The 21,570-nt window shown below is 58.7% G+C and carries 19 protein-coding genes; 10 read left to right on the forward strand and 9 right to left on the reverse strand.

Annotated features, from left to right (window positions below):
- Nucleotides 1-131: 131 nt before the first annotated feature.
- The 7 genes from AC1DOG_RS22460 (at nucleotide 132) to AC1DOG_RS22490 (ending at nucleotide 6,871) form a co-directional block, all read left to right on the forward strand.
- Complete coding sequence (locus AC1DOG_RS22460) at nucleotides 132-1,277, forward strand: extracellular solute-binding protein (protein WP_112973772.1); 1,146 nt, start codon at nucleotides 132-134, stop codon at nucleotides 1,275-1,277.
- Between the two features lie 11 nt (nucleotides 1,278-1,288).
- Entirely contained in the window at nucleotides 1,289-2,170 is an 882-nt protein-coding gene (locus tag AC1DOG_RS22465) for an ABC transporter permease (RefSeq protein WP_477931160.1), read from the forward strand.
- Nucleotides 2,167-2,994: an ABC transporter permease gene (locus AC1DOG_RS22470; protein ID WP_477931162.1), complete on the forward strand. Its 828-nt coding sequence runs from the start codon at nucleotides 2,167-2,169 to the stop codon at nucleotides 2,992-2,994. Before AC1DOG_RS22465 ends, AC1DOG_RS22470 begins: the two co-directional genes overlap by 4 nt.
- Before the next feature lie 36 nt (nucleotides 2,995-3,030).
- Nucleotides 3,031-4,110, forward strand: a complete 1,080-nt coding sequence (locus AC1DOG_RS22475; RefSeq protein WP_477931164.1) for an ABC transporter ATP-binding protein — start codon at nucleotides 3,031-3,033, stop codon at nucleotides 4,108-4,110.
- Nucleotides 4,085-4,945 carry a glycerophosphodiester phosphodiesterase gene (locus tag AC1DOG_RS22480; protein WP_477931213.1) on the forward strand — a complete coding sequence of 287 codons (861 nt, stop codon included), beginning with the start codon at nucleotides 4,085-4,087 and terminating at the stop codon, nucleotides 4,943-4,945. The genes AC1DOG_RS22475 and AC1DOG_RS22480 overlap by 26 nt, the downstream gene beginning before the upstream one ends.
- A gap of 140 nt (nucleotides 4,946-5,085) precedes the next feature.
- On the forward strand, nucleotides 5,086-5,790 hold the full coding sequence (locus tag AC1DOG_RS22485) for a GntR family transcriptional regulator (RefSeq protein ID WP_477931166.1): 705 nt from the start codon (nucleotides 5,086-5,088) through the stop codon (nucleotides 5,788-5,790).
- 118 nt (nucleotides 5,791-5,908) lie between these two features.
- Nucleotides 5,909-6,871, forward strand: a complete 963-nt coding sequence (locus AC1DOG_RS22490; protein WP_477931168.1) for a dihydrodipicolinate synthase family protein — start codon at nucleotides 5,909-5,911, stop codon at nucleotides 6,869-6,871.
- 70 nt (nucleotides 6,872-6,941) lie between these two features.
- Here AC1DOG_RS22490 and AC1DOG_RS22495 read toward each other — a convergent pair whose 3' ends face one another.
- Nucleotides 6,942-7,976: an Ldh family oxidoreductase gene (locus AC1DOG_RS22495; RefSeq protein ID WP_477931170.1), complete on the reverse strand. Its 1,035-nt coding sequence runs from the start codon at nucleotides 7,974-7,976 to the stop codon at nucleotides 6,942-6,944.
- A gap of 492 nt (nucleotides 7,977-8,468) precedes the next feature.
- The gene (locus AC1DOG_RS22500) at nucleotides 8,469-9,209 is read right to left on the reverse strand and encodes a hypothetical protein (RefSeq protein WP_477931172.1); all 741 of its coding nucleotides are present in this window, start codon (nucleotides 9,207-9,209) and stop codon (nucleotides 8,469-8,471) included.
- A 347-nt stretch (nucleotides 9,210-9,556) separates the two neighbouring features.
- Here AC1DOG_RS22500 and AC1DOG_RS22505 point away from each other — a divergent pair, with 347 nt between their 5' ends.
- On the forward strand, nucleotides 9,557-10,765 hold the full coding sequence (locus tag AC1DOG_RS22505; protein WP_477931174.1) for a glycosyltransferase: 1,209 nt from the start codon (nucleotides 9,557-9,559) through the stop codon (nucleotides 10,763-10,765).
- Nucleotides 10,758-12,296 (forward strand): lipopolysaccharide biosynthesis protein, encoded by a 1,539-nt coding sequence (locus AC1DOG_RS22510; RefSeq protein WP_477931176.1) that lies wholly within the window; start codon nucleotides 10,758-10,760, stop codon nucleotides 12,294-12,296. The genes AC1DOG_RS22505 and AC1DOG_RS22510 overlap by 8 nt, the downstream gene beginning before the upstream one ends.
- A 241-nt stretch (nucleotides 12,297-12,537) precedes the next feature.
- Here the strand turns inward: AC1DOG_RS22510 and pqqA are convergent, their stop codons facing one another.
- Both pqqA and AC1DOG_RS22520 read right to left on the reverse strand, forming a co-directional pair.
- Nucleotides 12,538-12,633 carry a pyrroloquinoline quinone precursor peptide PqqA gene (gene pqqA, locus AC1DOG_RS22515; RefSeq protein ID WP_477931178.1) on the reverse strand — a complete coding sequence of 32 codons (96 nt, stop codon included), beginning with the start codon at nucleotides 12,631-12,633 and terminating at the stop codon, nucleotides 12,538-12,540.
- A 190-nt stretch (nucleotides 12,634-12,823) separates the two neighbouring features.
- Entirely contained in the window at nucleotides 12,824-15,211 is a 2,388-nt protein-coding gene (locus AC1DOG_RS22520; protein WP_477931180.1) for a membrane-bound PQQ-dependent dehydrogenase, glucose/quinate/shikimate family, read from the reverse strand.
- A 236-nt stretch (nucleotides 15,212-15,447) separates the two neighbouring features.
- Between AC1DOG_RS22520 and AC1DOG_RS22525 the strand changes: the two genes are divergently transcribed.
- Complete coding sequence (locus AC1DOG_RS22525; RefSeq protein WP_113198921.1) at nucleotides 15,448-16,326, forward strand: LysR substrate-binding domain-containing protein; 879 nt, start codon at nucleotides 15,448-15,450, stop codon at nucleotides 16,324-16,326.
- Nucleotides 16,327-16,536: 210 nt separating this feature from the next.
- Here AC1DOG_RS22525 and AC1DOG_RS22530 read toward each other — a convergent pair whose 3' ends face one another.
- From AC1DOG_RS22530 to AC1DOG_RS22550, 5 genes are read right to left on the reverse strand one after another with little or no spacing between them, the layout of a single operon-like run.
- Nucleotides 16,537-17,682, reverse strand: a complete 1,146-nt coding sequence (locus AC1DOG_RS22530; protein ID WP_477931182.1) for a MalY/PatB family protein — start codon at nucleotides 17,680-17,682, stop codon at nucleotides 16,537-16,539.
- A gap of 3 nt (nucleotides 17,683-17,685) precedes the next feature.
- Nucleotides 17,686-18,444 carry an SDR family oxidoreductase gene (locus AC1DOG_RS22535; protein ID WP_477931184.1) on the reverse strand — a complete coding sequence of 253 codons (759 nt, stop codon included), beginning with the start codon at nucleotides 18,442-18,444 and terminating at the stop codon, nucleotides 17,686-17,688.
- Complete coding sequence (locus tag AC1DOG_RS22540; RefSeq protein ID WP_477931186.1) at nucleotides 18,444-19,370, reverse strand: dihydrodipicolinate synthase family protein; 927 nt, start codon at nucleotides 19,368-19,370, stop codon at nucleotides 18,444-18,446. The genes AC1DOG_RS22535 and AC1DOG_RS22540 overlap by 1 nt, the downstream gene beginning before the upstream one ends.
- 21 nt (nucleotides 19,371-19,391) lie before the next feature.
- Nucleotides 19,392-20,753 carry a dihydroorotase gene (locus AC1DOG_RS22545; protein WP_477931188.1) on the reverse strand — a complete coding sequence of 454 codons (1,362 nt, stop codon included), beginning with the start codon at nucleotides 20,751-20,753 and terminating at the stop codon, nucleotides 19,392-19,394.
- The gene (locus AC1DOG_RS22550; RefSeq protein ID WP_112944015.1) at nucleotides 20,750-21,412 is read right to left on the reverse strand and encodes an aspartate/glutamate racemase family protein; all 663 of its coding nucleotides are present in this window, start codon (nucleotides 21,410-21,412) and stop codon (nucleotides 20,750-20,752) included. The genes AC1DOG_RS22545 and AC1DOG_RS22550 overlap by 4 nt, the downstream gene beginning before the upstream one ends.
- Between the last annotated feature and the right edge of the window lie 158 nt (nucleotides 21,413-21,570).

Here is a 21,570-nt window from a genome sequence, read left to right on the forward strand (position 1 = left end):
TCTTTTGCCCAACTGGATTGCACGGGTGTGCAAAAAATGACTTCAGAGCTCATTTTGTCATGTCACTGTTACGCGCCGGCGATAGCAGAGCCGTAGTCCAAAGGGCAACGCCCGAAACAATGGAGACGGTCATGAACAGACGCGAGTTTCTTGTCACATCTTCGGCGGCAGCCGGTCTGCTGGCCCTGCCACGCTTTGCGATGGCTGCAGATGGCACGATCAACCTCTATAGTGGTTCCGACGCCAACATTATCGACTTCTGGAACAACACCGTGCTTCCGGCCTTCAAAAAGGCGCACCCCGAAGCTGCCGTAAAGGTTACGGATGCAGGTGACAACGCCGGCTTGCGTGCGATTGCAGACCGTGCGCTTGCGGCTCTCAAGTCGAAGACGGATCCGCAGTCGGATATCTTTGAGGCGTTCAACCCACGACTGCCCACAGGTGGTATCGATGCCGGTCTCTGGGTCAAGTTCTCGGCCGAGAACATCGATGGCTTCGCGACCGTCAATACGCTCAGCGTCGACAGCCCGTATTCGCTGCCCTATCGCGGTTCGCAGGTGTTGCTAGCCTACGACAAGACCAAGCTTGACCCCAAGGATGCCCCGAAGACCTGGGAACAACTGACGGCCTGGATCAAGGCCAATCCTGGCCAGTTCATCTACAATCGCCCCGACAAGGGCGGTTCGGGCGGCAATTTCGTTCGCCGCGCGATCCACGAAGCCAACGGTCGCGATCCCAAGAAGTTCACCATCGACAACTTCACGGCTGATTTCGCAAATCAGGCCCTGACGCCGGCTTGGGCGATCCTCAACGATCTCGCGCCGTCACTTTATGAAAAGGGTGCCTACACCTCCGGCAATACGCAGTCGATCCAGCTGCTTGCACAGGGCGTTGTCACGATGACGCCGGTCTGGTCCGACCAGGTGCTGCAGGCCCTGTCGCAGGGCGTACTGCCTGAGACGACCGGCCTTGTCCAGCTCACCGATCTGGCGCTTTGCGGCGACTTCTCGCGCATGACGGTGTTTACGAACGGCGCCAACAAGGATGCGGCACTGAAACTTGCGGCGTTCATGCTGACGAAGGAAATCCAGGAAGCGATTATCACCGAACTCGGTGGTTTCCCGGCTGTCGCCTGGGATCACATTTCCGACGAACTCCGTCAGAAATATGCCGATGTCATCCCTACCACCATCCCGACCTTCCCGGCCGGCGATTGGGAAAGCAACATCAACGACGGTTGGTATCGTAATGTTGCTCCGGGCATCAGCCGTACCTGATGCGTAAAAGCATGACATTGTCGCTGCCGGCGCGGGCAACCGCGCCGGGCAACGCGCAGAATCCGGTTGGGCTTCTTCTGGTCGCCCTGCCGGTGCTTCTGCTCGGGTGGCTGATCGTCTACCCGATCTTTTCGGCGGTGATCACCACCGTTTTCATTGCGCAGGCGGACGGCACGACCTCGGTGTCGCTGGCTTCCTACCGGTTCTTCTTCAGTGATCCCTACAGCCTCGCCAATCTCTGGGTGACGCTGTGGACGACCGTGGTCTGCGGCGTGTTGCTGCTGATGATCGGCTTGCCGATCGCGCTTTATCTGCGGTTTTCACAGGGGCGTCTTCCAGCCTATGTTCAGGGCCTGGCGATCTTCCCGATGTTCGTGCCGTCGATCATCCTATCTTATGCGCTGATCCGCACGATCGGGCCCAACGGGACCGTCGATCTGCTGCTCAATGCCGTGGGTCTGCCAAAGATCCCGTCCCCCTATCTGACCCCATGGGGGCCAGTCATTGGTCTGGTTTGGGACAATCTTCCTTTGACGGTGCTGATGCTGACAGCCGGGCTTGGCAGTATTGCGAAGAGCTCGGTCGAGGCTGCCCGTGATGTCGGYGCTTCGCCGCTGCGCGTTTTCATCTCGATCATCCTGCCACGTATGGGCAACTCGCTGTTGGTAACGGCGTCCTTCGCCATCCTTGGAATCTTCTCGTCCTTCACTTTGCCCTATGTGCTCGGCCCGGCATCGCCGGAAATGATGGGGCCGTTCATGCAGCGCACCTTCTCCGATGTGAACGATCCGCTGAATGCGCTGACGCAGGCAGTAATTTCCTTCGGATTCTGCCTCGTCTTCGGCATTTTTTATGTGCGATCAATCGCCAAAAATCGGGAGGCGTCGCGATGAGGACGATAGCCAAGTTCAATGGCTCCAAAGTCGATTGGGCGGGCATTCTGTTTGCCGTGCTACTGACGCTGTTCATCGCCGTGCCTCTGGTTGTGGTCGGCACCTGGGCATTTACCGAGGTATGGCGCTATCCGTCAGTCATTCCGCAGCAGTTCGGTTTCCGCTTCTGGTCGCAGACACTGTCTCGCACCGATGTATGGGACGCGCTGTTCTTGAGCCTGCGACTGACGGCGACGGTCACGCTTTTGTCGGCCATCATCTGCTTACCCGCGGCTTATGCATTTGCGCGCATGTCGTTTCCCGGAAAGAACGTGCTCTTCCTGTCTTTTCTGGCCTCGCATGCCTTTCCGAAGTTCGGACTTCTGGTGGCGATCGCTGGCATCTTCTTGAAGCTCGGCTTGATCAGCACCTTCTGGGGCGTTGTCCTGATCCAGCTGGTCGGGACGTTGATGTTGATGATCTGGATCCCCGTGGCAGCGTTCCAGAATATCGATCGGCGCATGGAAGAGGCTGCCCGCGATGCAGGTGCCGGACCGTTGCGGGTTTTCTGGTCGATCACCTTGCCCCAGGCGGCCCCCACAATCATGGCGGCCTTGCTCCTGACCTTTGTCGGAACATTTTATGAAACGGAAGGCGCCTGGCTCATCGGCGCCCCTGAGATCCGCACCATGCCGGTGTTGATGATCACCTTCATCAACAATCAGATCGTGGTTCAATATGGTGCCGTTTTATCGGTGATGCTCTGGGTGCCGTCGTTCTTCGCTCTGATGTTTGCCCGCCGTGTGGTTGGAACGGGCGCATTTGCCCGCGGCTTTGGCGCGTGACGCTAGGATCGGGCATGGCCCGAGGAAAGGCTTGATATGGCACGCTTGACGATCAAGAACGTCTCAAAGACGTTCGGGACCTCGTTTGCGGTCCGTGATTTCTCGCTCGATGTAGAAGATGGCGAGCTCGTCTGCCTGCTTGGTCCGTCCGGATCCGGCAAGTCGACACTGCTTCGCATGATCGGCGGCTTCGAACAGCCGTCGGACGGCTCGATCCTGATCGACGGCAAGGACGTGACGAGGCTACCGCCGGAAAAGCGCCCTACCGGCATGGTCTTCCAGAGCCACGCGCTCTGGACCCATATGGACGTGTTCAACAACATCGCCTTCGGCCTCAAGCTTCGTCGCCTGCCTAAGGCCGAGATTCGCGAACGCGTCGAGAACGCCCTGGCGCTGGTCGGGCTTGCAGACTATGGCAAGCGCATGACGACGCAGTTGTCGGGTGGCCAACAGCAGCGCGTGGCGCTTGCGCGTTCGCTGGTGCTGGAGCCGAAGATCCTGTTGCTCGACGAGCCGTTCGCCAGCCTCGACCAGCATCTGCGCGAACGGCTGCGAGAGGAAGTGCGCGACATCCAGCAGCGCGTCGGCATCACTACCCTCTTCGTCACGCACGGCCAGGATGAGGCATTGGCGCTTGCCGATCGTATCGTCGTCATGCGCGACGGCAGCACCGAGCAGATCGCCCCACCCGATATCGTCTACCGCGTGCCACAGACGGAATTCGTGGCCGGCTTCATCGGATCGATGAACTTCGTGAAGACCAGCATTCGTGGTGGCGTCAGCCAGCATCCGGCCTTTCCCGTTACCGTGCCGATCGAAGATGGCGACGTCGTCCTGGCGTTTCGCCCCGAAGCGTTGTCGCTGCAGCCATCGAAGACGCTCTCGACCGCCATCGTCCATCGCAGCATTGATTTCGGCACGCACAAGATCGTGGATATCGACCTCGCCGACGGGACGCGCTTGAAGGCGATGACGGCACCGGATAGCAACTGGGTGAAGGGCGTGGGCATCGAGGCGACGGCTTCCGCTTTCCGGGCTTTCCGCGACAATCAGCTGGTCTACCAATCGGCAACCTCAGGTGAACGACATGATGATCTTATCCTCGGTAACGCTTGATCGCGACGGCATCGCGATTGATCATGCTGGCCACAAGACTTGGCTGAAATGGCATCGCGGCCACCGCTATGCCGGCGACATCTCGTTTACGGGACAACGCATTGCCGAGGCGATGGCGCTGGGCGCCAGCATCGAGATCGACCTGGTGCGTTTCAATGGCGCTGGCTTCGCCGTTTTGCACGACGAGACGCTGAACAAGGCGACAACGGGCGAGGGGCGGGTGATCGATGCGACGGAGAGCGACTTGCGCGCTCTGCATCTGCGCGACCCCTTCGGCGAACCTACGGCCCACAGGGTGATGCTGATCGATGATCTCGGCCAATTGCTCAAGCGCGTCGCCCGCGAAAGCGGCGCTGTGCTGCAGCTCGACCTCAAGGAAGGTTCCCCCGATATCCGCGAAGAGGATATCGCCGCTTTCGCCGCCGCGATCTCGCCGGTCGCAAAGTCGGTCATTCTCTCGGCCGGCGATCCCGAGGCTGTCGAACGCTTGTCCCAGGCCGTGCCGAACATGCCGATCGGCTACGACCCGTGCCATCACGGTGCGATCGAGCGCCTGAAGCAAAGCCGTGACTTTGACGGTTTCGTCGCAGACGCCGTGGCTGCCTCGCCGCGCGCGCGGATGATCTACCTGCACCATCAACTCGTGCTGTTTGCCGACGATGCCGGATACGACCTCGTTGCGGCCTTCCATCGCGCCGGGCGCAGCATCGACGCTTACACCATCAATTCGGCAATTCCTGCCGCATTGCCGGTCGTGCGCCGCCTCCTGGCGCTGAAGGTCGACCAGATCACCACCGATGACCCTGTTGGCCTGGAGACCCTACTTCTCGGCTAGGTACTCTCGCGCGCCAAGGGCAGGGCGCCCGCGCTGGTATTCGGCCACCGTCGACATCAATCAGGCCCAGTTGATGTGGTGCCTGTTCAACTTCCTGTTCGACTGTAGTAAGCGGGAATTCTCATAATCGGGAATCCATCATGGTCGAAAAGAGCAACACAGATGTGGTTGAGCGGCGCCGTGGCTCCGGCGTGAAGCTGGTCTACGACATTTTGCGCGACGAGATCCTCGATCTGAAACTTGCCCCTGGCAGTTCGGTTGACGAGGTGCTGCTTGCCGAGCGGTTCCAGATGTCGCGAACGCCGATCCGAGAGGCCTTGGTCAGGCTCGCCGGCGAGGGCCTGATCGAGACCCTGCCCAATCGCTCCACACTGGTCTCGAATATCGACCTATTGAACCTGAACACCTATTTCGACGCACTTGTGCTGATGTACCGGGTGACGACGAGGCTTGCGGCGCAAAACCACAGGCCCGAAGATCTGGTCGCCATTCGCGAACTCCACAGCCAATACGCCGCGACTGTCGAGGCAAGAGACCTGCGCGACATGATCGCGGTCAATGCGGCGTTTCATTCAGCAATCGCTGAGGCTGGGCGAAACCCCTATTTCACCGGGCTGTTTCGCAGGCTTCTCGACGAGGGGAGGCGTATTCTCCGGCTTTACTACAACTCCTATGACGAACAGTTTCCGCAACGCTTTGTCGATGAACACGCCGAGATCATTGCGGCGATCGAGGCGCGCGATTTGGACCTGGCGGACCATCTCGGAAAAGTTCACGGCGAGCAGATTGTCGAGCAGGTCCAGCGCATGTTCGTTCGCAACCAGAAGCTCGACATCAAACTCTGAGAAAGCGATTGCATTTTTCTTGTCGACAAGAAATATTTTCGATGATATTTCTTGTCGATAAGGGATGGCGTGCGTGCCGCGCCGCTGATGACCCGTCAAACTGATTATGGAGAGCGACATGAAGGCCAGTATCTTTTCCGGTGTGATCCCTGCGTTGATGACGCCCTGCAACGACGATCGGACGCCCGACTTTGACGCACTGGTGCGCAAGGCCAAGGAGCTCATCGCCAAGGGCATGTCGGCCGTCGTCTATTGCGGCTCCATGGGTGACTGGCCACTCCTGACAGACGACCAGCGCATGGAAGGTGTCGAACGCCTGGCAAAGGCTGGCATCCCTGTTATCGTCGGGACGGGCGCCGTCAACACGGCGTCAGCCGTTGCGCACGCAGCTCACGCGCAGAAAGTCGGCGCAAAGGGCCTGATGGTCATCCCGCGCGTGCTGTCGCGTGGTTCGGTCGTTGCCGCCCAGAAGAACCATTTCAAGGCGATCCTTTCGGCGGCACCCGAGCTGCCCGCCGTCATCTACAACAGCCCCTATTATGGCTTTGCCACACGCGCCGACCTGTTCTTTGCACTTCGCGAAGAGCACAAGAACCTGGTCGGTTTCAAGGAATTCGGTGGCGCTGCCGACATGCGCTATGCGGCTGAAAACATCACCAGCCGCGACGATGACGTATCGCTGATGATCGGCGTCGACACGGCCGTTTTCCATGGCTTCGTCAACTGCGGCGCGACCGGCGCGATCACCGGCATTGGCTGCGTGCTTCCCAAGGAAGTGATCCACATGTGCAATCTGGCGAACGGCGCTGCCAAGGGCGATGTCGAGGCACGCCAGCGCGCGCTCGAACTGGAATCGGCTCTCGCCGTTCTCTCTTCCTTCGATGAAGGCCCCGAACTCGTCCTGTTCTTCAAGCACATGATGGTGCTCAAGGGCGACAATGAATATACGCTGCACTTCAACGAAACGGACGTCCTTTCGGAAAGCCAGCGCGGCTACGTCGAAGCCCAGTTGAAGCTGTTCGACACGTGGTACGCCGAGTGGAGCAAGCTCCCGGGTGCGGTTCAGACCTACAAGGCGTAAGCCTACACAAAGTCAAAAGTAAAAAAGGGCCCCAGCGGGGCCCTTTTCATTTCGTGCCTTGAGGCCGTGGTCAGGCCACGGCGTCGAGCCCCTTGTCGAGCAGACGCTCCAACTGCTCGGTTTCCGCCGCCGTCAGCACGATCCCCTCGGCGTCGGATTTCTGGCGCGCCGTAAACCGCCGTTGCGACGGCAGCCGCGCGCCGCTCCCGACAATGGCATCGAACAGCATTTCGGCGCGCGCGAAGGGGTCACCAGTGCGACCGGCGGCGAACGCCTGAGGCGACATCGCGATGACGAGCTCGCCATGCAGCGGCGCAAGCGTGGTGGTGCCGAGATAGTCGAGTGCTTCCGAGCTTGTCAGGTCACCGATCATGATGCCGGCGAGAAGCTCGATCATCGTTCCGATCGACGATCCCTTATGGCCACCGAACGGCAGCATGGCGCCGGCCAGCGCCGCTTCCGGTTCCGTGGTCGGGTTACCGTCGGGATCGATCGCCCAGCCCTCAGGCAAGAGCTTTCCAGCACGGCGATGCAGCTCGATCTCTCCTCGCGCGGCCACTGAAGTCGCAAAGTCGAATACATATGGGAAAGCCTCATTGCGCGGCCAGCCGAAGGCAAACGGGTTGGTGCCTAGCAATGGCTTGCTGCCACCTGTCGGCGCGACCGTCGCATAACTTGGACACATGGCAAGGCAGGCGAGGCCGTGACGGGTGACAGCTTCAACTTCCCACCATAGTGCCGAAAAATGCGTGCAGTCGTTGATGACGAGGGCCGCGATGCCGAACTTGTCTGCTCGCTCGACAAGATGAGGGAGCCCAAGCTCGAAAGCCGGATTGGCAAAGCCGCCGCCCGCATTGACCTTTACGATCGCCGAGGTTTCGCTGCTGTCGACATGCGCCGTGGCTGCCGGATTGACCTTACCCGCCTTCACCGTGCGCAACACGCCATCCAGCCGGTAGATGCCATGCGACTTTGCGCCGTCAGCTTCGCCGGCCACGATGACGTCGGCCACCGACCGAGCCTGAAACTCACTCAGCCCAGCCTTCAGCAGAACGGCCGTAACGCGCCCCGTGAGTTCGCTCTTGCTTATGCGGACGTGGTCCATGGTCTTGTTCCTTTCGCACCGAATTCGATGGAAAGGTTGAATCGAAAACAGCCGCAAAAACAAGACGTCGACAAGATTATTGGTGGTTTTTACGTCCCCCTTTCTTGAGGGAGGATAGTTGCGAACCAAGCGCAGTATCATTCTGCGTTCAGGCGATGATGAGTGCACCACGAGAGACGCGCCGCATGGCGGCTGTTGCGTGGCCAAGGCGCATCGACGTTCGAGCACTGTTTATTTGCGGCGCCCTCCCGAGCCTAAAGCGCAACGGAAGGGCTACAATCGCCTATAATGCGACAGGTGGCGCGAGACACGAGCAATGGTCGCGCCGTGTGTTGGAAGCGGGGCGGGCGGACATGGAAGTTCATGTTCCAACGGTGTACGCTCGTCATGACGTCGCTGCCGACACAGCAACCTCAGCCATTCCTAAAGCCTCGTTCGAGCGCAGACCTCGCCAGGTGCGCCCCGCCGCTATCTGGATATTAGCAACCTCGATTAGGATCCCAACCATCTCAGGCGGTGTTTGAGGCTGCTACCAGAGTGAGGGTCGAAGAAATGGTAAAGTGCAGTTGCGCGCACTGTGCCTGGATCGCAAGGCTCATTGGCATGGACCGTTCTGTACCCCCAAAACAGATAGAGGTTGCCAGGCACCATTCTTATCCGCGTGAACCATTGCGGATCGACTTCCGCCCGGCGTCGCAATGCTTTCTGCTTGAACTTCTCGAGAATGATTTTGTCGATGACGTTTGCAATGTAGCTCCTGCGAACAGGTCTCGTGATCGGGGCAAGATAAAGATCCCCTGGCTTTCCAGTGTCAGGTATGACGATCGGAACAAGGGCTGTAATCAGGTATGAATCATAATGGAAGTTGAACGAGTGTTTCAGCATGCCGGTCCCCGCCAGGCATCGTAGCAGTTGATAGAACTCCACCGGAGGCGCGGGTCTTTGCCGGCTGGCTTCATAGAGACGGGCGAAAATGGACTGGAAGCGCAACGAGGTAGCGAGATCGTCCAAGCCAGACCCGCGAACGGCTTCACTTCCCCTGTAGGCAATATACTCATTGCCAGAGCGGTGCATGGAGGTGGCAACAAATTTCTGTGCCATGGCGAGGTCGGCGTCCATCAAGAAACGGGGGACGCAAGCAAACCCATTGGTCTCCATCTCAAAAAAGAGCCGCATGAGTTCATCTTGGCAGATATCCGGAAGCCGAATGTCGAGCGCACTGACGGGACCCATTCGAGAACCTCTTTAATTAGTGCCATTGCCGTTTGAGATTACACTAGTGCTTCTCTGGTTCGATGTATGAGCTGAACACCCGATGCTCGTTATCTAGGCAAAAATCGCGCGGTCGACAGTCGCAATATCCGGCGGATAGTCGGTTCCGCGGCGACTTCACATCAAAATTAAGCAATCTTGATAAAATTACAAGTTTAGTTAAGTTGAGAATGCGGATCGTGATAGTTCACGTGCATCTTTTCTCTGGTGATCTGGCGGAGTTATGCCGGCCCGGTCCGTAATGAACACGGTGGTGTTCAGCACAACGAAGTAAAGAGAATTGACGCTTTCCAGTTGGGAGAGACAAGATGCATGTGTTGATCGCCTCTCCCGTTATAGCTTACCCTGGAGTTTCGCACGCAGGAGGCGAGTTCCTCCTTCGTCATATCCAAGCTTTGAGTGTCGATCACGAAGTGACGTTACTTGTTCCGCGCCATACGTTGTTTCCACAAGATGAGGCGAAACTGCCTCTGGCTCCCTGCAAAACGTTGATCATTGACAACACCCCGAGCCGTTTATGGCCATGGACCACCACTCGCTTCTTGAGAATGTTGGTTGACCCTACGAACTTGTTTTCTTCCTTTTGGTCACACGTTCTTCGCAATCCGGATGCCCGCCGCGCCGTTGATGGCGCGGATATCATCGAGCTGCAGTGGTTCGAGATGGCAAGGACAGCCAAGTCTATCCGGCAGGTGGGTTTCAAGAGGCCGATATTCGGGTTTTACCATGACGTCATGTCGCAACGGCTTGCCAGGGAATTCAATGCCGAAGGTAGGGTCGCGCATCGCCTGGTGAAAGCAATCCGCACTGCCATCGTAAGGTATAGTGAGCGCAGCACAGCTAGGGTTTTGACCATGAACGTGTGCCTTAATGATAAGGATGCGCGTATACTCGCGTCGCAGGGTGTGCCGTCGCTCCATCTGGCGGTGGTCAATCCGCCGCTGGATGATGCGGAAATGCCGGCGGTGATACCAGACCTGAGCATCCGCGATCCAATTGCCCTTTTCGTCGGGCAGTTCGGGAGAAAGGAAAACGACCAGGGTGCACGGTGGTTTCTGAGGGAGGTATGGCCAGACATCTACCGGTGCGACCCGTCGTACCGTATAGTTCTGGCGGGCGGTGGCGTATCGCCAGGCCTCCTCGAGATTATTGACACGACGCCTGGTGCGTCCGCTACCGGCTACATGCCTTCGCTGGCGCCCGCCTATAAAAGCGCTCGCGTTGTTGTCGTCCCTTTGTTGAGTGGCGCGGGTGTTAAATTCAAGAGTATCACTCCGATGTTATGGGGAATACCGGTCGTGGCAACAAGTGTGGGAGCGGAAGGCATCCCGCCGGAGCTCTTTTTCGCGATCGAAGACCGCGCGGCGACATTTGCAAAATATGTGACGAGTGGTCTGGCACAACCATCATCATGTGAGACGTTACGACAGAGGTCATTCCTAAAGTGTCGGTCAATCTACACTCAGGAGGCATACTTGAAAGCTACACGAGAGCTTAGTGCGATCGGCCATGCCTGACCAGGAAACTAGGGCTCTTGATCCAGGGCAGCAGCTTCCTGGCCCCGGCGTTGGCCAAAAAGGCAAGGCTTTTTTGGCAACGCGGGGTGCTGCCATCATTTTGTGCGGGCGAGCGCTTCGGATAATCTGTCAGTTTGTCGGATTGATTGTCACAGCACGGTATCTCACTTCATTTGATTTCGGCCTTGTAGCAATGGTCGGTGCTATAGTCGGCGCGGCAAGCATGTTGGGCGACTTTGGTTTGTCTCTTTCTGCGCTTCGATCGCCAGCGTTGACAACGCTGGAGCGAAATTCCCTCTGTTGGACAAATGCAGCACTCGGCCTATCGCTCGCGCTGATCGTTGCTGCGGCAGCTCCCTACCTTGCCGAATTTTATAGTGAGCCAAGGGTAGCCAACATTGCGCTGTGGTTTTCTCCGATTTTCATATTCAACGGCGCAAGTGCCCAGTATCGAACCGACATGATGAGGCGCAGTAAATACATCGAGACTGCAGCGATCGATTCCGCGACGGCAGTATTGGGGCTGGTGGTGGGTATTGCAGCCGCCGCATCGGGGGCAGGTTACTGGACCTTGGTAGCTCAAAATGTCTCGGTTTCCGTCGTTACCTTTCTGCTCCTGATATATTGCTGTGCCTGGCTGCCAAGCTTCAAGTTTCGGCTCGAAACGATCCGCCCGCATATCGGGTTCGGGTGGTTTTCAACGATTACACAGGTTTGCAATTATTGCAGTTCGAATGTCAGTTCAGTTGCGCTGGGAAAGTTCCTAGGAGCTGATGCGGTTGGACTGTTCTCCCGAGCATTCCAACTATTTAGTCTCCCCGTGGACCAACTGACATCACCCCTAACCTCCCTCATTCTTCCCCTCTTGGCCCAAGTCGAATTGAAAGCGTTGCCGCAGGTGCTGCAGCGAGTCCAAAGGTGTCTGGTATATGCTGTGCTTGGAGTCTGTCTATTGGTTGCAGTCGGCGGCTCACCGTTGGTCACTATTGTCCTTGGGGAAAAATGGGCAGGCGTAGCCTCCGTCGTCCAAGTGTTAATGATAGGCGCGATCTTTCAGTTGTCTGGCTATGTGTATTACTGGGCCTTTCTCTTGACTGGCAACACGAGGTCGCTCTTTTGGTGTGAAGTGCCGTGCCGTGTGGTAATGGCAGGCCTGGTCGCTATCGGCGCAAGGCATGGGGAAATGGGGGCAGCCATCGGACATTCTGTCGGACTTGCGGGTTGCTGGCTCGTCGCTGGCACCATTGGAATGCGGGTACTGGGCTGGCGCATTCGGCCCCTACTATTTGGTTCAGCGCTGCCGGTCGCTTTGTATCTTTGGGCCTATACGATTGGTACGATTGCGCGGGTGATCTCGACCCGTTATGTCGATCAGCCTATCGTCTCGCTCTTCATTACGATGGTGTTTACAATCGCCGGCATTTTGAGCGGGTTGGTTCTGCCTGTATACCGACGACACGCCCGCGAGCTGCTCGAGTTGGCTTCGTCGCTCTTCAAGAAATCACCGAGTTTATCGGCGGACAAATGGTAGAGGTTGCGTCGATTTTAAGCACCATGATCTGAAAAGCCGCTTAGGCCGTCGAAAAAGGGCTGGGTTTGGGGCCCTTTAGGGAAGACGCTCCCAGGGATGATCGGCGGGCGACGTACCAACCCTATCAACGGCGACACCGGTGGCCGCATCGATACGTCGCATGAGCGATGCACGACGCTGTCACCGGCACACTTAAAGCTAGAAACCCGAACCAAAGGCTCGGCATGCTGGCTTCAGTTGTTTAAAACAGGATTGGCTCACCTCCATCTGCCGGCGCGTAACGATTGATTTCCATTCCGCAGCTGACTTCGATGAATTTTGGTACAGACCATTTCATTGTTGAATTCCTTTGTGTTGGTTTCATTCGCCACCGGTCTTTCGACCGGCAGCAATTTCGCTGCGACAGGACAGTTTGTTTTGCCACAGCAGTTCATGTCAGGGTCTCACCGGCATGGATTTTATGCACATGCAATCGATGCAGATCGACATCCGCCCGCCCGACGGTTGATCGAGCGGGCAAGAGCCAGCTATTTCGGCAAAGCGAAGGCGATGGTCTCATCGCCGTAAGACGTGCCGAGCGCGCCGTGGCCACCAGCGGTTATGACCACATACTGCCGGCCATCTTCACCCACATAGCTCATCGGATTAGCCTGTCCGCCTGCGGGCAGGCTATAGCGCCAGACTTCCTTGCCTGTATGGGCATCAAATGCCCGGACATAATTATCGGTGGTGGCGCCGATGAAGACCAGACCGCCGGCGGTCGCCAACGAACCACCAAGATTGGGTGTGCCTGTTGGTAGCGGCAAGTTCTGCGTCAGGCCGAAGGCGTTGTTCTTGCGAGCATTGCCGAGCGTCTTGCGCCAAAGCACCTTTTGCGTCTTGAGGTCGATTGCCACCAGCTGTCCCCATGGCGGCGGGACGCAAGGCACCATGAAGGGGCTGAGCCATGCGCGCAGGGTTGCCAGATAGGGCGTGTTTTCCTGCAGGCGCACGTCGAGTTTCTGGGCGTTTTCACCGCCGCTGCTCTTTTGCTTGAGGAGTTCCTTGCCGTAAGGCGTGTTGCGGTCAACCAGCTGGAAATAGAACGGCATGTTCATCGTGTTGACGTACATGATTTTGTTGACTGGATCGACCGATGCGCCGCCCCAGTCCGTCACACCGTCGAAGGCCGGGTTGCCGATTGAACGCGTTGGGCCGATCGGCGTGAAGATGCCTTCGTTGCGTGCGCGTGCAAAATCGATGCGGCATGCGAGCTGATCGATTGGCGTTGCGCCCCACATATCCTGCTCGGTCAGCTTGTCTGGTACGAGCGAGGGCATTCCCACTGGAACTGGCTGGGTCGGTGAAACTGGAACGTTCGGTGCTGCACCGTTTGTCGTAAAGGGCATTTCCTTGGTCTCAACCAAAGGCTCGCCTGTTGCACGGTTGAACATGAAGACCTCGCCCATCTTGGTCGTCTGGATGAGCGCGGGCGTGCCATCAGGCATGTCAAATAGCGACGGGCCGACCGGCACGTCAAAGTCCCACATGTCGTTATGCACGAGCTGGTAATGCCAGCGCAACTTGCCGGTCGTAACGTCAAGTGCGACGAGYGAGGTGCCGAACTTGTTGTCAAAAGGGCGGCGGAAGGCAGTGTAGTAGTCGGGGGCGGCGTTGCCGGTTCCAAGATAGACCAGGTTCAACTTGGCATCGCCGGTGACGGTGCCCCAGACATTGGGCGTGCCCTTGGTGTAAACTTCACCCTCCGGCAGGCGGCCGGGCAGGGCATCCTCCGAACGGCCGACGTCCCAGGCCCAGACCTGATGTCCGTCAAGGGGATCGAAGGCGCGCACGACGCCCGAGGGCTCATCCGTGGACATATTGTCGATCACGCGGCTGCCGACAACAAGGCGATCGTTCATGACCAGCGGCGTGGAGGTCGAGACCTGCCAACCACCGCCCCAGGATTTGCCATTGTTGTCCTTGCCAGTCTGGTCCTTGAGGTCGATGAAGCCATTCTGGCCGAAACCATCGCAGATCTGACCGCTATCGGCATCGAGTGCATAAATGCGACCGTCCATCGTCGGCGCAAAGACGCGGGCCTTGCAACTGTCCGCCTGAGGGGCGTCGTAGTAGCTCACGCCACGGCACACGATGTAGGGATTGGTGCGGGGTAGCTTGGGATCGAATGTCCACTTCACCTTGCCGGTGGTGGCATCGGTTGCGATAACCCAGGAGTGCGGTGTGCAGCTATAGAGCGTGTTGCCGATCTTTATAGGGGTCGATTCAGAGTGATACTCGCGACCCTTGCGATGCAGCTCCATCTCATCGGGCAGGTCGCCCGAATGCGAGCTCCAGGCGACCTGCAACTTGTTGACATTATCCGGCGTGATCTGGGCCAGATCGGCGAAGCGGCTCTGGCCGGCATCATTGCCGTAGTGCACCCACCCCGTCGGGCTCATTGGAGCTTTCTGAGCTGTGATCTGCGTGGTCTCGCCTGAAGCAGGGCCATAGGCGGCGTAAAGGATGGCGCCGACCAAGAGCACGGCAACGACACCCGTCACGGCCTGGAAGCCGCGCCAGAATCGCGGGCTGGCAGCCTTGATGCCGCTCCCTAGTCCTGGCAGCAGGAAGGCGGCAAGCAGGACACTGGGTGCGAAGAGCCGTACTTCGAGCTTCCACGGATCAAGCCCGGATTCAACAAAGCTCCAGACCAGCGTCAGGGTCCAGGCGAGGAAATAGATGATAAAGCCGGAATTGCGACCGCGCGCCACCTGAACGCCGCTGACGACCATCAAGAGACCGACGATGAGATAGTAGAAGGTGCCGCCCAGGGTCACCAGCCAGCCGCCATCCGCGGCAAAGTACAAGCCTAGGAGCGATAGCACCGCCCCGAACACAGTCTGCGCGATCTTCGCGCCTCGAAAAGATAACAAGATTGCCTCACAGAAAGACACTGCCTTGCGGCAAAAGTCGGCGTGATTGGGAGGCCTGCGCAAATTGACGCAGGCCGAGTGACGCCGCGTTTTGCGCCCTTGCTATTTTCAGGACAAGCAATGATGGCCACGGATGAAATCATATCCGGGCAGATGAATTTTTCTCATTTCGCTTTCGCAAGCGGGCAAAATGTCATAGCGCTGCCACGACGGCGAAACGGACGGGTCGACAACAGATGAAACGGATTCCAATCGGCGGGCTGCATGCTTTCGAGGCCGCGGCGCGGCATCTCTCGTTCAAGCTTGCCGCCAGGGATCTAAACCTTTCTCCCAGCGCCGTTAGCCACGCGATTACCAAGCTGGAACGCGAGATCGGTACGCTGCTGTTTGATCGCAGCCACGGCGAACTGCGCCTGACCGCAGATGGGGTGATGTTCCAGCGGCCGGTCGTCGAGGCCATGGCGCTGTTGCGGGGGGCGATGGACACGCTGTCAGCGCGCCAGTCTCTAGTATTGCGCCTGCATTCGTCTCCAAGCTTTGCAGCGCAGTGGCTTGCGCCGCGCCTTACCAGGTTTTTGATCGACAATCCTGGTTTCGAGGTAACGATTTCGGCCGACACCAAGCCCGTGCATTTCGCTCAAGACCAGTTCGACGTCGATATCGTCTATGGCTTGAGCTCTGCCGACGAGGGACTGGTGATCCATTCGCTCGGGCCCGTCGAAGTCCAGCCCATGTGTACGCCCGAAATGGCACAAGAGCTACTAACGATCGAGGATTTGCATCGCGTGCCTCTGATCAGAAGCATGATCAAGAATGTGAGCTGGTCGGACTGGTTTTACGCCAATGGATCGGCGATGCCGCGCCAGCCGGCACTTCGCTTCGATCGCAGCTTCATGGCAATAGCGGCAGCCGCGGACGGCATGGGCGTATGCCTCGAAGCCGTCAAGCTCGCCGAGCGCGAGCTGTCAAGCGGCCGTCTCGTCCAGCCATTTGCTGGAAGGGCGGTGGCGCTTACCGAAGCCAACCACTTCCTTGTTTATCCCCGACGCAACGAGGCCCGACCGGTGGTGGGTGCGTTTCGCGATTGGCTCCTGGCAGCGGTAAACGAGGACTAGGCGAGTGGATGGGGAGGGAGTTGGCCCCTGACACTTTGACATGGGTGCGGATGTGCGTTTATCGCACGGTGCGAGAATACCAATAGATGGCAATCATTAGGCGAATGTCGTTGCCAATGAATCGCTGCAGTTTCGTAGCGTATGTCTGGACACTTAACCGTCAGCATGCCACCCACGCGCTGGCTGGCTAGACCCTGACTTTACAAGGATCTAGCGCTTGCCCAGTGCCCGTTCCATTCTGTCGAGGCCCTCGCTCAGCAACGCTCGTGGGCAGCCGAAATTGACACGGACGTAGTCTCCATAGGCCGCGCCGAACTCTGATCCGGCGCTGAACCCCACTTTGCCATGTTCTAGAAAGAAGGCCTGCGGATCGCCTGCGAGCCCTAGTTCGCTGCAGTCGAGCCAGGCAAGAAACGTCGCTTCTGCCTTGATAAGTCGAATAGCGGGGAAACGTAACGCCAGCTGTTGTGAGAGATAGTCACGGTTGGCCTGGATGTAGGAAAGCATCCGAGCTCTCCAGCCGGAGCCATGGGTGTAGGCTGCAAGGGTTGCCTCAAGGCCGAGAACATTGACGCTATCGACCATTCCAAGCTTCGAGAGCACGAAGCGTTCTCTGATCGACTTGTTCTGGATGATCGCAAAGGCGGTTTTCAGGCCGGCTATGTTGAAGGTCTTGCTGGCCGCCATCAGGGTGATGGTCCGGTTCGCCGTTTCCTCAGACAGTGTGGCGATCGGGATATGATGGCGACCGTCGAACAGCAGGTCGCAATGGATCTCGTCGGAGATGATCAACGCGTCATTGTCCCGGCAGAGCGTGGCGATCTCGGTGAGCTCGTCTTTCGTGAACACCTTGCCTGTCGGGTTCTGCGGATTGCACAAAAGCAGCGCACGCGACTGCGAAAGCGCTGCGGCCAGCGGATCGACATCCATCACATAGCCGTGCTCGGTTTGCCTTAGCGGCACGTCATTACGCACGAGGCCCCAGTGAGACGGCGCATTGAGGATAGGGCGGTAGACCGGCGTCTGCACCACCAGGCCATCGCCGGGCTCGAGCATCGCTTTCAAACCCATATTGAACCCTGGCTCGACGCCCGGCAAAAATACGATGTCCTCAGGCGTGATCGACCAGTGGTATTTCGACTGCATGTCCTCGACAATGCGGGCGCGCAGCTCGTCGCGGGCTACGCCGTAGCCGAGCATCGGATGTTCGAGGCGGTTGCGTATGGCCTCCAAGATCTCGGGTGCTGCTGGAAAGTCCATGTCGGCGACCCACATCGGCAGAATGTCTGTCGGATACTTGCTCCACTTCGAGCTGCCTGTGCCGCGGCGATCATAAACAGCATCGAAATCGGTCATCGCTTACAGTCCCCTGATCATGCCGCCATCGACCCGGATTGACGATCCTGTGACGTAGCTTGCCTGAGAGCTTGCCAGGAAAACGGCAACGGCTGCAAATTCCGACGGGTTGCCATAACGGCCAACCGGGATTTCGTTGCGCGACGCTTCCTCGACCGCCTCGATCGAGGCGCCTGTCTTTTCGGCCTTGATCCCGTCGAGTTCGCGAACGCGGTCGGTGGCGATGCGGCCGGGCAGGATCATGTTCACCGTGATGCCGTGACGGGCAACCTCGGAGGCCAGCGTCTTTGACCAGCCGGCGATAGCTGCGCGCACACCGTTCGACAACGCCAGATTTGCGATCGGCTGGACGACACCAGAAGAACCGATCGTAATGACGCGCCCCCATTTGCGGGAAATCATTCCGGCCAACATGGCGTCGGTGATCGAAAAGATAGAGGTCGCCATCGACTGGAAGGCGTCAACCCAGCTTTCGGTCGACTGACCGAGCGCCGGACCGGCCTTGGGGCCCCCGGAATTGTTGACGACGATATCGACGCCGCCCTGGCTCGTCAGCATTTCGACCAGGGCAGCCACCGAGACGGCGTCGGAAAGGTCGACGGCGACAGGTATGATGTTGTCGGTCGCCTTGATCTTGTCAGCGCTGCGCGCCGCTGCAAAGACCTTGACACTTTCTGCTGCGAGGCCGGCCGCGATGGCGGCGCCGAGACCACGGCTGGCGCCGAGAACGAGTGCCTTCTTACCAGAGATCTGCAGGTCCATCAGTTCAAAGCTCCTAGTTTCTTTTCCTGGCGGGCGATCAGCCGCTCGACTTCAGCCACCGCCGCCGCGTTGAGTGCAGCACCGGGGCGACGCTGGGTGGCGCTGGCGATCGCACCGCGCTTGGCCAATACATATTTGCGAACCGCGAGGCCGAGGCCAGGCTGTTGCTCGTAGCGCATCAATGGCAGATAGGCGTCAAAGAGATCATGCGCCTCCTCATGCCGGCCTTCATTGCTCAGTTTGCAAACGCCCACCATCATTTCGGGGTAGGCGAAGCCGGTCATTGCGCCGTCGGCACCGCGCTGCATTTCTTCTGGCAGGAACACGCCGGCGTTGCCACAAAGGATCGAGACGCGCCGACGGCCCTTTGCCTCGGCGGCACGCAGGTCGGCGACCTTCTGCAAGCCCGGGCAGTCTTCATGCTTCAGCATGACGATGCTCGGATGCGCCTCGAAGATCACGCCAAGCGTTTTCGAGCTGATCTGTACGCCAGTCGCCAGCGGAAAGTCCTGCAGTACGATGGGAACATCGGTGCCGATCGTTTCGACGACATTGCGATAATATGTGACGATCTGGTCGTCGGTCCGCAGGCTGGACGGCGGCGCGACCATGACACCGGCTGCACCGATATCCATGACCGCTTTCGTCAGTTCGCCGATCGCGGCAAGGCCGGGGGCAGACACGCCGACAACGACAGGTTTGCCGGCCGAGCGCGCCAGGGTCCGGCGCGTCACCTCGATCGATTCGGCCTGGGTCAGCTTCGGCGCTTCGCCCATCATGCCCAGGATCGTCAGGCCGTCGGTGCCTTTTTCGTAATAGAAATCGACCATGCTGTCGATGCTAGTGGCGTCGATCGCACCGTTCTCGTCGAAGGGGGTGCAGGCTATGACGAAGACGCCTGAAGTGTCGGCTGTGATATGTGACATGAATAATCCTTGCGAGAGCACTCAGAACCAGGCGGAATTACCACGGCCGACATACTGGCCATCGCCGGGTGCGTTGACGATATCCCTGCCATCATAGGCGAGCTTGCCGCCGACATAGGTGCGCGCGACGCGAACGCTGAATTCGCGGCCGTCAAAGGGGCTCCAGCGGAGCTCGTCATGGGCTCTGGACGCGTCCCACACCTGCGCTTGCGACTTGACAATGGCGATATCGGCATCCGCGCCGACGATGAGCGCTCCCTTTTGCGGCCAAAGGCCGAAGAATTTGGCGGGGCGTTCGCACAGCTGCTCGACCGTCAAGGTCACTGCGTCAAAACCGCGTATCTCGGCTCCGGTGTAAAAGGCCGGTAGCAACGTCTCAAGGCCTGGAACACCTGCGCCGGCATCGAAGATCGATGTTGTGAACTTGTTGTCGATCGGCCAACTCGAGTGGTCGGAGCTCACGAAGGCGACGCGACCGGAGACGACATCATCCCAGAGAAACTCGATCTGACCAGGGCGGATCGGCGGATTGACTTTCATCTTGGCGCCGAGTGCAGGCCCATCGATCTCGGGGTCGAGCCACAGATAGTGGATGCAGAGTTCACCAGTGGCGCGATGGCCGTCGTTCAGATAGTTTTCGACGAGATCGAAGCCGCGTGTCGTCGTCAGGTGCACGATGTGTGCGTGCGCGCCGGCGGCGGCTCCAAGTTCGAGGAACTGGGCGGTCGCGGCCATCTCGGCGGCCGGTGGCCGGCTTTGGGAATGCGCCTCGATGCCATCGCGCCCAGCGGCCTTGGCCGCAGCGATATTTGCGCGGACAATTTCCTGGTCCTCATTGTGCACGCCAAGCGGGATCGCGGTCTTAGCCAGCGCTGTGAAGATCTCCAAAGTCTGGTTGGATGAGATACGCGGAAAGCGGGTAGGGCTGCTTTCGAAGGTCGAAATCTTGAAGGCGACGACGCCCCCTGCGATCAGACCGTCGATCTCGTCGATTGCCTGGCCAGGCATCACTGTAGCGTACAGCGCGACGTTGGTATGGGCATGCTCGCGGATCGCTGCGACCTTGGCAGTCAGCCTTGCGACCGAGTTGAGCGGATCTGGATTGTCATAGGGCATGTCGACAATGGTCGTAATGCCACCGGCCACCGCCGAGCGTGTCGTCGAGCGGATGCCCGGAAGGCCGCCATAACTACAAGCGTGGGTCTGGCCGTCGATAACACCGGGAATGATAAGGTCGGCGCCGGCTTCGAAGCTTTGTGCAGCATCGGGCGCTTCACCGGTGCCGATGGCCGCGATCTTGCCATCGCGGATGGCGATCCAGGCGTTGTCGAGCGGTCCTTCAGGCAGGACGGCAGTGCCGCTGATTACAATATCATAGGTCATGATGCTTGCCTTGCGTATTGAAGGTCGAGGGTGGTGCATGCCAGCGCGACGCCGGCCTGTACCGGATCGATGACGGGAATGCGCAACGCGTCCTGCATCGCTTGGCGATAGCCGCCGAGACCAGCGCAGCCGAGGATGACCACATCAGCACCGTCTTCGTCGCGCAAAAGGCGCGCCGTGCGGGCGACTGTTTCGACCACGTCGCCAGCCATGAGTTCGACGACAGTCATGTCGATGGAGCGATCCCCGGCCAGCCGACCGTCAAAGCCGAGGGCCTTAAGATAGCGGAGGTGACGGTCGATGGAGGATTGCCCGAGTGACACGATGCCGAAATTCTGGCCGAGGCCAAGAGCCGCAAGATAGGCAGCCTCGGCAATGCCGATGACGGGGCGTGTTGTTGCCTTTCTAACGGCAGCAATGCCTGGATCGGAAAAGCATGAAAGCACGAAGGCGTCGGCGTCGGAGATTGCGACGGCTTCGAGGATGTTGGGTATTACCGCTGCCACATGGGCGTCGGTCTCGATACCGGGTGGGGACTTCTGCAGTTCCGTGCAACGGATGTCATGGCAGCTGGCGTCGCGAACGATGCCCAGGCATGTTTCCATCGATCGGGTGACCGAGACGGAGCTGTTGGGATTGATAACGAGAATTTCTGACAAGGCGATACCTGTTGGGGGACAGCATTGCGTCTACTAAATATATTACGTAGTATATCAGAAAATCGACCCTGTCAAAGTTCTGTTGGTCCAGGCATGCCTACGTGAACTGTTCGTGGAAATTGGCGGATTGCTCGCCTATGTTGATGCTGGCTCGACGG

It is taken from the genome of Rhizobium sp. 01N48 (genome assembly GCF_056399145.1).